The 12,017-nt window shown below is 70.6% G+C and carries 10 protein-coding genes; 7 read left to right on the top strand and 3 right to left on the bottom strand.

Going from position 1 to position 12,017, the window contains the following annotated elements; translation table 11 throughout:
- Positions 1–273: 273 nt before the first annotated feature.
- The 7 genes from tkt to KALB_RS13895 all read left to right on the top strand — a co-directional run bounded on the left by tkt (position 274) and on the right by KALB_RS13895 (position 10,290).
- Positions 274–2,373, top strand: coding sequence for a transketolase (tkt, locus tag KALB_RS13925; protein WP_025356327.1), 2,100 nt, complete (start codon positions 274–276; stop codon positions 2,371–2,373).
- A 76-nt stretch (positions 2,374–2,449) separates the two neighbouring features.
- Positions 2,450–3,565 carry a transaldolase gene (gene tal, locus KALB_RS13920; RefSeq protein ID WP_025356326.1) on the top strand — a complete coding sequence of 372 codons (1,116 nt, stop codon included), beginning with the start codon at positions 2,450–2,452 and terminating at the stop codon, positions 3,563–3,565.
- Positions 3,562–5,181, top strand: a complete 1,620-nt coding sequence (locus KALB_RS13915) for a phosphoglucose isomerase-related protein (protein WP_025356325.1) — start codon at positions 3,562–3,564, stop codon at positions 5,179–5,181. Before tal ends, KALB_RS13915 begins: the two co-directional genes overlap by 4 nt.
- Positions 5,178–6,716 (top strand): glucose-6-phosphate dehydrogenase, encoded by a 1,539-nt coding sequence (zwf, locus tag KALB_RS13910; protein ID WP_025356324.1) that lies wholly within the window; start codon positions 5,178–5,180, stop codon positions 6,714–6,716. The genes KALB_RS13915 and zwf overlap by 4 nt, the downstream gene beginning before the upstream one ends.
- Positions 6,713–7,825 carry a glucose-6-phosphate dehydrogenase assembly protein OpcA gene (gene opcA / locus KALB_RS13905; protein WP_025356323.1) on the top strand — a complete coding sequence of 371 codons (1,113 nt, stop codon included), beginning with the start codon at positions 6,713–6,715 and terminating at the stop codon, positions 7,823–7,825. The genes zwf and opcA overlap by 4 nt, the downstream gene beginning before the upstream one ends.
- Positions 7,826–7,898: 73 nt before the next feature.
- Positions 7,899–8,618: a 6-phosphogluconolactonase gene (pgl, locus tag KALB_RS13900; protein WP_042220348.1), complete on the top strand. Its 720-nt coding sequence runs from the start codon at positions 7,899–7,901 to the stop codon at positions 8,616–8,618.
- 457 nt (positions 8,619–9,075) lie between these two features.
- Positions 9,076–10,290, top strand: coding sequence for a sensor histidine kinase (locus KALB_RS13895; protein WP_025356322.1), 1,215 nt, complete (start codon positions 9,076–9,078; stop codon positions 10,288–10,290).
- Between the two features lie 67 nt (positions 10,291–10,357).
- Here KALB_RS13895 and KALB_RS13890 read toward each other — a convergent pair whose 3' ends face one another.
- From KALB_RS13890 to tpiA, 3 genes are all read right to left on the bottom strand, one after another.
- Entirely contained in the window at positions 10,358–10,705 is a 348-nt protein-coding gene (locus tag KALB_RS13890; protein WP_025356321.1) for an RNA polymerase-binding protein RbpA, read from the bottom strand.
- A 73-nt stretch (positions 10,706–10,778) separates the two neighbouring features.
- Positions 10,779–11,015 (bottom strand): preprotein translocase subunit SecG, encoded by a 237-nt coding sequence (gene secG, locus KALB_RS13885; RefSeq protein WP_025356320.1) that lies wholly within the window; start codon positions 11,013–11,015, stop codon positions 10,779–10,781.
- Positions 11,016–11,228: 213 nt separating this feature from the next.
- A complete protein-coding gene (gene tpiA, locus KALB_RS13880; protein WP_025356319.1) occupies positions 11,229–12,014 on the bottom strand; it encodes a triose-phosphate isomerase in 786 nt (261 codons plus the stop codon).
- Positions 12,015–12,017: the final 3 nt, after the last annotated feature.

Below are 12,017 nucleotides of genomic sequence, written 5' to 3'. Positions count from 1 at the left end.
TCAGGCGATCAAGTTCACCGGCCGGTAAGGATCGTAACCGCGCAGGTGTGCCCCACCCCTCAAGGGGGGCCGAGAGGTGGGTCACCCGACCCGGTGGCACGCCGCGGGCCACTTGGGATCACACGAGCGGCGGTACCGGACTAGGCTGGCCGCGGATGAGCAAGAGATAGCGGGACGGGCTGGGAACGGCCGGTCGACGGGATCGATCAAGACCTCGTTGACCAGGAACCCGACCCTCCCCCGCGCAACGCAGAAGAGTGGGAGCTCAGGTCCGTGTCCGAAGTTGACGAGATCACCCGGCTGACTACAGCACACCTTCCCCAGGACTGGACCGAGCTGGACAAGCGCGCGGTGGACACCATCCGGGTGCTGGCGGCGGAGGCTGTGCAGAAGGTCGGCAACGGCCACCCCGGTACCGCGATGAGCCTGGCGCCGGCCGCGTACACGCTGTTCCAGCGGACGATGCGGCACGACCCGACCGACCCGAACTGGATCGGCCGCGACCGGTTCGTGCTGTCCTGCGGCCACTCCAGCCTGACCCTGTACCTACAGCTGTTCCTGGCCGGGTACGGCCTCGAACTGGACGACATCAAGGCGCTACGGACCTGGGGCTCGCTGACCCCGGGCCACCCCGAGCACGGGCACACCGCCGGCGTGGAGATCACCACCGGCCCGCTGGGCCAGGGCCTGGCCTCCGCGGTCGGCATGGCCATGGCGGCCCGCCGTGAGCGCGGCCTGTTCGACCCCGAGGCGGCGCCGGGCACCAGCCCGTTCGACCACTTCGTCTACGTCATCGCCTCCGACGGTGACATCGAGGAGGGCGTGACCTCCGAGGCCAGCTCCATCGCGGGCCACCAGCGCCTTGGCAACCTGGTGCTGATCTACGACGACAACAAGATCTCCATCGAGGACGACACGGCCATCGCGCTGTCCGAGGACACCGCCAAGCGCTACGAGTCCTACGGCTGGCACGTGCAGCACGTCGAGGGCGGGGAGAACGTCGAGGCGCTGGAGGCGGCGCTGGCCGCGGCCAAGGCCGAGACCGAGCGGCCCTCGATCATCGTGCTGCGCACCGTGATCGGCTACCCGGCGCCCACCAAGATGAACACCGGCAAGGCGCACGGCGCCGCCCTGGGCGACGCCGAGATCGTCGAGATCAAGAAGGTGCTCGGCTTCGACCCGGAGCAGAGCTTCCAGGTGGCCGAGGAGGTGCTGGCCCACGCCCGCAAGGCCGTGGAGCGGGGCAACGCCGCGCACGTGGAGTGGCAGCGCTCCTTCGACCTGTGGGCGAACGCCAACCCGGAGCGCAAGGCGCTGCTGGACAGGCTGAACGGGCACGAACTGCCCGCCGGATGGGCAGAGAAGCTGCCGACCTGGTCGCCGGACCCCAAGGGCGTGGCGACCCGCAAGGCCAGCGGTGAGGTGCTCAGCGCGCTGGCCGAGGTGCTGCCCGAGCTGTGGGGCGGCTCCGCGGACCTGGCGGAGAGCAACAACACCACCATGAAGGGCGCCGACTCCTTCGGTCCCACCGAGATCTCCACCGCGGAGTGGACGGCCAACCCCTACGGCCGCACCCTGCACTTCGGCATCCGCGAGCACGCGATGGGCTCGATCCTCAACGGCATCGCGCTGCACGGTCCGACCCGCCCCTACGGCGGCACCTTCCTGGTGTTCAGCGACTACATGCGCCCGGCCGTCCGGCTCGCCGCGCTGATGAAGCTGCCCGCCACCTACGTGTGGACCCACGACTCGATCGGCCTTGGCGAGGACGGCCCCACGCACCAGCCGATCGAGCACCTGGCCGCGCTGCGCGCCATCCCGGGCCTGGCCGTGGTCCGCCCCGGTGACGCCAACGAGACCGCCGCGGCCTGGAAGGCGCTGCTGTCCCGGCACGACCAGCCGGTGGGCCTCGCGCTGACCCGGCAGAACCTGCCCGTGCAGGAGGGCACCGACGAGCAGGGCGTCGCGCGCGGCGGCTACGTGCTGGCCGAGGCCTCCTCGGGTGAGCCCCAGGTCGTGATCATCGCCACCGGCTCGGAGCTACAGCTCGCGGTGGCGGCCAGGAAGGTTCTCGAGGCCGAGGGCGTTGCAACCCGTGTGGTCTCGATGCCCTGCGTGGAGTGGTTCGACGAGCAGGACGAGGCCTACCGCAACCAGGTGATCCCGCCCTCGGTCAGGGCCAGGGTCACCGTCGAGGCGGGTATCGCCCAGCCGTGGTACCGCTTCGCCGGGGACGCCGGGCGGATCGTTTCGATCGAGCACTTCGGGGCATCCGCTGACTACCAGACCCTGTTCCGCGAGTTCGGGTTCACCACCGAGGCCGTCGTCGAGGCTGCGCGCAGCAGCATCGCCGCACTGGAGGGAAACGCGTGAACGAGCTTGCGAGTTCACCAGAAAACACAGTAGCGCTTGTGCTCGCAGGGGCGACGAGCGTCAGCGAGGAGGCACTGTGAGCAACACGAATCGACTGGCCGCGCTGAGCGAGGCCGGTGTGTCGATCTGGCTCGACGACCTGTCGAGGGAGCGGCTCAACACCGGCAACCTCGCGGCCCTGATCAGCGAGAAGCACGTGGTCGGCGTGACCACCAACCCGACGATCTTCGCGGGCGCCCTGTCCAAGGGTGCGGCCTACGACGAGCAGGTCCGCGAGCTGGCCGCGCGCGGTGCGGACATCGACGCCACGGTGCGCGAGATCACCACCACCGACGTGCGCAACGCCTGCGACCTGTTCCGCCAGACCTGGCAGGCCAGCGGCGGCAAGGACGGGCGGGTGTCCATCGAGGTGGACCCGCGCCTGGCACACGACACCGAGCGCACCGTGGCCGAGGCGCTGGACCTGTGGAAGACCGTGGACCGGCCGAACCTGATGGTGAAGATCCCGGCCACTGTGGAGGGTCTGCCCGCGATCACCCGCGTGCTGGCCGAGGGCATCAGCGTGAACGTGACGCTGATCTTCTCCGTGGCCCGCTACCAGGCCGTGATGGAGGCCTTCCTGGCCGGGATCGAGCAGGCCAAGGCCAACGGGCACGACATCTCCGGCATCCAGTCCGTTGCCTCCTTCTTCGTGTCCCGTGTGGACAGTGAGGTGGACAAGCGGCTGGACGCCATCGGCACCCCCGAGGCGCAGGCGCTCAAGGGCGAGGCCGCGATCGCCAACGCACGGCTGGCCTACGCCGCCTACGAGGCGACCTTCGCCACCGAGCGGTGGACCGCGCTGGAGCAGGCGGGCGCCAAGCCGCAGCGCCCGCTGTGGGCCTCCACCGGCGTGAAGGACCCGGCCTACTCCGACACCCGCTACGTGGACGAACTCGTGGTCGACAACGTGGTGAACACCATGCCGGAGAAGACCCTGGACGCGGTGGCCGACCACGCGCAGCTGCGCGGGGACACCGTGACCGGCACCGGTGAGCAGGCGCAGGAGGTGTTCGACGCCCTGGAGCAGGCGGGCATCGACATCGAGGACGTCTACGCCGTGCTGGAGACCGAGGGCGTGGACAAGTTCGAGAAGTCCTGGGCGGAGCTGCTGGAGACCGTCGGCGGCCAGCTGCGGAAGGCGGGGGCGTGAGCACCGAGATCGCCGTCACGATCGTCCACAGCGGACTGGCCGAGGAGGCCAAGCCGTTGGTGGACAACCTGGTCGCCGAGCAGGTGGCCTCGAAGCTGACCGCGAAGGACGCCACCCTGTGGGGTCCCGACGCCGAGTCCGAGTCGAGGATCCGGCTGTCCTGGACCACGTTGCACGAGTCCTCCATGCCGCTGGTCGGCGAGATCGAGGCGCTGGCCGCCGAGCTCGCGGGCGAGGGCGTGGACCGGGTCGTGCTCGCGGGCATGGGCGGCTCCTCGCTGGCGCCGGAGGTGATCACCGCCACCGCGGGCGTTCCGCTGGTGGTGCTGGACACCACCGACGCGGGCCAGGTGGCCGACGCGCTGGCCGGTGACCTCAGCCGCACCGTGATCGTGGTGTCCTCCAAGTCCGGCGGCACGGTGGAGACCGACAGCCACCGCCGGATCTTCGAGGCGGCGTTCACCGCCAACGGCATCGACGCCGCCAGCCGGATCGTGGTCGTCACCGACCCGGGCTCCCCGCTGGAGGCCGCGTCGAAGGAGGCCGGTTACCGCAAGGTGTTCACCGCCGACCCGCACGTGGGCGGCCGCTACTCGGCGCTGACCGCGTTCGGCCTGGTGCCCGCGGGGCTGGCCGGGGTGGACATCCAGGGCCTGTTGCAGGACGCGGCGCGGGCCGCGGTGCAGCTGGCCGCCGACTCGGCGGACAACCCGGCGCTGTGGCTGGCCGCCGCGTGGGGTGCCGCGCACGCCCGCGGCGCGGAGAAGGTCGTGCTGGCCGACACGGGTTCTGGCATCAAGGGCTTCCCCGACTGGGCGGAGCAGTTGATCGCCGAGTCCACCGGCAAGCAGGGCACCGGTCTGCTGCCGGTGGCCGTGGAGGGCCCGGACGCGGTGGGCTTCGCCGACGCGGGCAGTGACGCCACCCCGGTGGCCATCGGTGCCGCCGAGGGCGCAGCACAGATCAGCACCACCGGCCCGCTGGGCGGCCAGTTCCTGCTGTGGGAGTACGCCACGGCGATCGCGGGCCGCCTGCTGGGCATCAACCCGTTCGACCAGCCCGACGTGGAGGCCGCCAAGGTGGCCGCCCGCTCGCTGCTGGACAAGCCCCTGGGCGGCGAGGAGGCCGCGCCCGCGCTGGTCGTGGGCTCGGTGGAGGTGTACCCCTCCGGGGACTGGTTCCCGCGGGGGGTGAGCACGCTGACCGAGGTGCTCAGCGCCTTCATCGGCACCGCCCCCGAGGCGGGCTACCTGGCCGTGCAGGCGTACCTGGACCGCCTGGACGACGCCTCGGCCGCCGTGCTGCGGCCCGCGCTGGGCCGGGTCACCGGCCTGCAGACCACCTTCGGGTGGGGGCCGCGCTTCCTGCACTCGACCGGCCAGTACCACAAGGGCGGGCACCAGAACGGGGTGTTCCTTCAGGTGACCGGCGCGGTGGAGCAGGACCTGGCGGTGCCCGGCCGCCCGTACACCCTCGGGGTGTTGCAACACGCCCAGGCGCTCGGGGACGGTCAGGTGCTCGCCGAGCACGGCCGCCCGGTGCTGCGGCTGCACCTGACCGACCGGGCCGCGGGCCTGGTCGAACTGACCAAGGCTGTGCAGGAGGTCACCCGTTGACTAGCGGCCTACGCGCGTGGCGCAACCCGTTGCGCGACGAGCGGGACAAGCGGCTGCCCCGGATCGCGGGCCCCTGTGGCCTGGTGATCTTCGGGGTGACCGGCGACCTGTCCCGCAAGAAGCTGATGCCGGCCATCTACGACCTGGCCAACCGCGGGCTGCTGCCGCCGGGCTTCGCGCTCACCGGCTTCGCCCGCCGCGACTGGGCCAACGAGGACTTCGGCGAGGTGGTGCACCAGGCGATCAAGGACCACGCCCGCACCCCGTACCGGCCCGAGGTCTGGGCCCAGCTGTCCGAGGGCATCCGGTTCGTCCAGGGCACCTTCGACGACGACAACGCCTTCGACGAGCTGGCCAGGACGGTGCGCGAGCTGGACGAGCAGCGCGGCACCGGCGGCAACCACGCGTTCTACCTGTCCATCCCGCCCGGCGCGTTCCCGGTGGTCACCAAGCAGCTGGCCCGCTCCGGGCTGGCCGCCCAGGACTCCGAGCAGTGGCGCCGGGTGGTCATCGAGAAGCCCTTCGGCCACGACCTGCGCTCCGCCAAGGAGCTCAACAACGTGGTCAACGACGTCTTCCCCGAGGAGTCGGTGTTCCGCATCGACCACTACCTCGGCAAGGAGACGGTGCAGAACATCCTGGCGCTGCGCTTCGCCAACCAGCTGTTCGAGCCGATCTGGAACGCCAACTACGTGGACCACGTGCAGATCACCATGGCCGAGGACATCGGCCTTGGTGGGCGCGCGGGCTACTACGACGGCATCGGCGCGGCCCGGGACGTGATCCAGAACCACCTGCTGCAACTGCTGGCGCTGACCGCGATGGAGGAGCCGGTCTCCTTCCACCCCAGGGCGCTGCGGGCGGAGAAGGTCAAGGTGCTCTCGGCGACCAGGGCCCAGGGCCCGTTCGACGAGACCACCTCGCGCGGGCAGTACACCGGCGGCTGGCAGGGCGGGCAGAAGGTGCCCGGCCTGCTGGAGGAGGGCGGGTTCGCCCCGGACTCGATCACCGAGACCTACGCGGGCATCACCCTGGAGGTCAACACCCGGCGCTGGGCCGGGGTGCCCTTCTACCTGCGGCACGGCAAGCGGCTGGGCCGCAAGGTCACCGAGATCGCCGTGGTGTTCAAGCGGGCGCCGCACCTGCCGTTCGACTCGACGGCCACCGAGGAGCTGGGCGAGAACGCCCTGGTCATCCGGGTGCAGCCGGACGAGGGCGTGACGATGCGCTTCGGCTCCAAGGTGCCCGGCAACACCATGGAGGTCCGCGACGTCACGATGGACTTCGGTTACGGCCACGCCTTCACCGAGTCCTCGCCGGAGGCCTACGAGCGGCTCATCCTGGACGTGCTGCTCGGCGAGCCCTCGCTGTTCCCGATGAACGAGGAGGTCGAGCTGTCCTGGCAGATCCTCGACCCGGTGCTCAAGCACTGGGAGAGCCAGGGCGCGCCCGAACCGTACGCACCCGGCAGCTGGGGCCCGCCCTCGGCCGACGCGATGCTGGCCCGCACTGGTCGTCACTGGAGGCGCCCGTGATCATCGACCTGCCCTCGACCACGACCTCCCAGGTCAACAGCAAGCTGGTCGAGGTCCGCGAGCAGGGTGGCGCGGTGGCGCTTGGCCGCGTGCTGACCCTGGTCATCGTCACCGACGACGGCACCAAGACCGAGGAGGCCATCGCCGCGGCCAACGAGGCCAGCCGCGAGCACCCGTGCCGGGTGATCGTGCTGGCCAAGGGCGCGCGCAAGGCGGCGGCCAGGCTGGACGCGCAGATCCGCGTGGGCGGGGACGCGGGCGCCAGCGAGGTGATCGTGCTGCGCCTGTACGGTCCGCTGGCCGAGCAGGCCGCGAGCTGCACGGTGCCGCTGCTGCTACCCGACGCCCCGGTGGTGGCCTGGTGGCCCTCGGAGGCGCCCGAGGTGCCCGCCGAGGACCCGATCGGCCAGCTGGCCGCCCGGCGGATCACCGACTCGGCCGCCGAGAAGAACCCGATCAAGGCGCTGGACCAGCGGCGCAAGTCCTACGCCGAGGGCGACACCGACCTGGCGTGGACCCGGCTGACCAACTGGCGCGCCCAGCTGGCCAGCGCGCTGGACCTGCCGCCCTTCGAGAAGATCACCAGCGCCACCGTGGTCGGCGAGTCCGACTCCCCGTCCACGGAACTGCTGGCCGGGTGGCTGGCCTGGTCGCTGAAGATCCCGGTGACCAGAGCGAAGGCCACCTCCGGTGAGGGCATCGTGCAGGTGTACCTGGAGCGGCGCTCCGGGCCGGTGGAGCTGGTCCGGCCGGACGGCAAGACCGGCACGCTGACCCAGGCCGGGCAGCCCGAGCGGCGCATCGCGCTGCAACGGCGCACGGTGCGCGACTGCCTGTCCGAGGAGCTGCGCAGGCTGGACCCGGACGAGATCTACGAGGCGGCGCTCAAGGCGGCGGCCAAGGTGGTCAAGGGCAGGGCGCCCAGCGCCAAGTCCGCGGCCAAGCCCGCCGCGGCCAAGGCGGCACCGAAGGCGGCGGCTTCCAAGGCGGCGGCACCGAAGGCCAAGGCCAAGGCCCCCGCCGACAAGCCCGCGGCGGACAAGCCGGACACGGCCAAGCCCGCTCGCAAGGCCGCGGCCAAGAAGGTCACCGCCAAGGCGGATTCGTGAGCGAGCTTGCGAGCGAATCATCGAGCACAGGGCTGGCGCGCAGCGCCGCACCGAGCGCCAGCGAGGTGCGGCGATGAGCAGTCCTGACGTGGTGGTGCACGGCAGCGGCGAGGTGCTCGCCGCTGCCGCGGCCGCCCGGCTGATCACCAGCCTGGTGGACGCCCAGACCGCTCGCGGTACCGCCTCGCTGGTGCTCACCGGTGGGCGGACCGGCAACGCCGTGCTGGAGCACGTCCGCTCCAGCCCGGCCCGCGACGCCGTGGACTGGTCGCGGGTGGACCTGTACTGGGGCGACGAGCGGTTCCTGCCCTCCGGTCACGCCGACCGCAACGAGACGCAGGCCCGCGCCGCGCTGCTGGACCACCTGCCGCTGGACCCGGCACGGGTGCACGCCGTGCAGCCCTCCGACGGCCGGTTCGGGGACGACCCCGACGCCGCCGCCGAGGACTACGCCGCCGTGCTGCCCGAGCGGTTCGACGTGTGCCTGCTCGGGGTCGGTGAGGAGGGGCACACCGCCTCGCTGTTCCCCGACTCGCCCGGGGTGCACGAGACCTCGCGTGCCGTGGTGGCGGTGCGCGACTGCCCCAAGCCGCCGCCGACCAGGGTCAGCCTCACGCTGCCCACCATCCGGCGGTCCACGCAGGTGTGGCTGATGACCACCGGCTCGGCCAAGGCCGAACCCGTGGCGCTGGCCCTCGGCGGTGCCACCGAGGTGCAGATCCCCGCCGCGGGTGCCCGCGGTCTGGACCGCACCCTGTGGCTGCTCGACTCCTCGGCGGCCGCCAAGCTCTGATCCACCCTCAGTGCCATGAAAGTGCCGTTCCTGGCGTTGAACGCCAGGAACGGCACTTTCATGACATGGGGTGTTTACAGGTCAACAGTCATCAACAGTGATGACATAACTTCGCAATGTGACGCTGCGTTACTCCTTAAGGCCCAGTCTTCTCGGGGTTCATCACTGCGGGTGACATGTCGGCGACTTGACGTGTGCTGATGCACAGACATTTGGCAGCGCGCGTCCCGATCGGGTGTTAGGACTGTCTAAGAGCACAAGACTCACTCGCCCGCCCGAGGAGGACCGAGTCGTGCCAAACAGGCCGTGTCACGCCGTGCCCGACCCCGCTGTGCCCGAACACGAGGTAGGTCTCCCGCTGCCACGCCAGTCCACAGGCACAACCTGGGCCGATCCGTCCCTCCAGCAGTACCGTGTCTCCTCGGGGCAGGCCGGAGACGAAGGAGTCACCGAAGCCGTGGACGCGATCCCGGATCCCAGCCTCGTCGCCGCGGTCATCGGCGACGTGCGCGGTCCCCTGCTGACCAGATTCGGCCGCGCGGTGCTGGCCTTCGGCAAGCGCCACCGTCAGGGCCTCGCCGACGTGGGCCTCATGCTGTTCGCCCTGCTGGACATGTTCCTGGTGTTCCCGAAGAACGCCGAGGTGTACTCCTACGTGCTCACCGGGGTCGCGGTGGCCGCACTGGTGCTGCGCCGTCGCTACCCGTTCCTGGTGCTGCTGATCTGCGTGCCCGGCTTCCTCGCCGGCTGGTCGGCGCTGGCCGGGATGATCGCCCTGTACGAGCTGGCCAAGCGCCGGACGTGGTGCTGGCAGACCGCGGTCGGCACCGTGATGGTGGTGCTCTGCTACTTCGTGACCTGGCCGCTGGACAAGTTCCTGGCCGAGAGCTGGAACGAACAGGCCCGCGACCTGCTGTGGGGCGTGATCCACGCGGGCGCCCCGCTGGCGCTGGGCCTGCTGGTGACCACCTACAAGGAGCTGCGCCGCCGGATCAGCGAGCTGGCAACGATCCGCGAGCGCGAGGAGGCGCTCCAGTCGATGGCCATCCGCACCGACGAGCGCACCAAGCTGGCCCGCGAGATGCACGACGTGGTCTCGCACCAGGTCACGCTGATCGCCATGCAGGCGGGCGCGCTGAAGGTCACGGCCCAGGACGAGGCGTCCCGGGAGATCGCGAAGACGATCCGCAGGCTGTCCACCCGCACCCTGGAGGAGCTGCGCCAGCTGGTCGGCGTGCTGCGCGCGCCCACCGATGACGAGTGCGTGCCGGACCTGGCCGACCTGGAGCGCATGGTGTCCGACTCGGGCATCCCGGTGACGCTGACCCTGGAGGGCCCGCTGGACGAGCTGCCGCAGCCGGTGTCCGGGGCGGCCTACCGCACGGTGCAGGAAGCGCTGACCAACGTCGGCAAGTACGCGCCCGCCGCGGCCACCTCGGTGCTGGTGCAGGCCAACAAGCGGGAACTGCTCGTGCAGGTGCGCAACGAACGCCCCCGAGGGCAGCGGACCCCTGCCCTGCCCTCGGGGGGTCACGGGCTGGTCGGGCTCACCGAGCGGGCCGAGTTGCTCGGCGGCAGTTTCCACGCGGCGCCCAGCGTGGACGGCGGCTTCGTGGTGACCTCCCGCTTCCCGCTGGGAGTGAGCACCCTGCCCGCGGCCCACGCCGTCTAGAACGCCGTGAAGGTGGCTTTCACTGCGCTGAGCGCAGTGAAAGCCACCTTCACGCCACCTTGTCCGCCTAGAAATCGCCCTCGCGTTGGGCGCGCAGCTTGGCCAGCGCCTCGGCGAGGATCGCCTCACCGTCGGCGTCGGAGCGGCGCTCCTTCACGTAGGCGAGGTGAGTCTTGTACGGCTCGTTGCGCGGTGGAGCAGGCGGAGCCGCCTGGTCCCGTCCAGCGGGCAGCCCACAGCGCGGGCAGTCCCAGGACTCCGGCTCCTCCGCGTCGAGCGCGAAGGACGGCCGAGACTCGTGATTGTTGGCACACCAGTAGGACACCCGATGCCGAGGCGCGGACTCGCCGCGCTCGGACTCACCCATCGGGCCCGATCCGACTCGGGTACCGCGGATCGCGTTACCGCCGGTCATCGACCCTCACACCCCCACAGTGCGTGGTTGTCTTGCCCCAGTAATTCCAGAGAATGCACAGCCCGACGGCTGATCAACCGCCCAGCTTGGTGAGCAGGCCGATGCCGATGATGCTGATGATCCAGACCGCCGAGACGAACAGCGTGATGCGGTCGAGGTTCTTCTCGACCACGCTGGAACCGGACAGGCTGGACTGCATGCCACCGCCGAACAGCGAGGACAGCCCGCCGCCCCGGCCGCGGTGCAGCAGGACGAGCAGAATCAGCAACAGGCTGGCCACAATCAACAGGATCTGCAGGAACAGATTCATCTCATCCTCGCTGTCAGGCGTACAGGCACTACAGGCTACCCGTTCGCGCTCCGAACACGGGAGCACGGTCGATAATTGGCGGTGCGCACTCGGTCAACGAAACCACGCCGGGGCCCCGTCCACACTCGGACGAGGCCCCGACCAGCGGTTTTGCCCAACGGCACCGGTTACCAGCGAACCTGCCGCGATCCGCCAGGATCGCCGAGAGCACAACTACGGCAACGGGCCGCCAGCGGCCAGGGCGCAGAGCTTGGCGAACTCCTCCGCGTCCAGGCTGGCGCCGCCGACCAGCGCGCCGTCCACATCCTCCTGCTTCACCAGCTCGCTGATGTTGCCGGACTTCACCGAACCGCCGTAGAGCACGCGCACCTCGTCCGCCACGTCCTGGCCGTACTTCTCGGCCAGCGCGGCGCGGATCGCGGCGCACACCTCCTGGGCGTCGGCCGGGGTGGCGACCTTGCCGGTGCCGATCGCCCACACCGGTTCGTAGGCGATCACCACCTTGGCCACCTGCTCGGCCTTGAGGCCCTTGAGCCCGGCGATCAGCTGGCTGGTGCAGTGCTCGACGTGCCCGGCCGCCTCGCGGACGTCCAGGCGCTCACCCACGCACAGGATCGGCACGATGCCGTGCTTGACCGCGGCGCGCACCTTCTTGTTGACCAGCTCGTCGTCCTCGTGGTGGTACTCGCGGCGCTCGGAGTGGCCCACGGTGACGTAGGTGCAGCCGAGCTTGGCCAGCATCACCCCGGACACGTCCCCGGTGTAGGCACCGGAGTCGTGCGGGGACAGGTCCTGGGCCCCGTGCTTGATCAGCAGCTTGTCCCCGTCGATCAGGGTCTGCACGCTGCGGATGTCGGTGAACGGCGGCAGCACGGCCACCTCCACCTTGGCGAAGTACTTCTCCGGGAGCCGGAAGGCGATCTTCTGCGCCAGGGAGATGGCCTCGAGGTGGTTGAGGTTCATCTTCCAGTTGCCCGCGATGAGCGGCAGCCTTGCCATAAC

This window comes from Kutzneria viridogrisea DSM 43870, assembly GCF_000525635.1.
Taxonomy (GTDB): Bacteria; Actinomycetota; Actinomycetes; order Mycobacteriales; family Pseudonocardiaceae; genus Kutzneria; species Kutzneria viridogrisea.
The sequence above is the reverse complement of the archived record's forward strand: the minus strand, read 5'-3'. Positions and strand labels throughout refer to the sequence as shown.

What these genes read in the sequence shown, in the direction of transcription:
- pgl (WP_042220348.1), top strand. Translation starts at nt 7,899, where the DNA reads ATGAGCAGTCCTGACGTGGTGGTGCACGGCAGCGGCGAGGTGCTCGCC.
- KALB_RS13890 (WP_025356321.1), bottom strand. Translation starts at nt 10,705, where the DNA reads ATGACCGGCGGTAACGCGATCCGCGGTACCCGAGTCGGATCGGGCCCG.
- secG (WP_025356320.1), bottom strand. Translation starts at nt 11,015, where the DNA reads ATGAATCTGTTCCTGCAGATCCTGTTGATTGTGGCCAGCCTGTTGCTG.
- tpiA (WP_025356319.1), bottom strand. Translation starts at nt 12,014, where the DNA reads ATGGCAAGGCTGCCGCTCATCGCGGGCAACTGGAAGATGAACCTCAAC.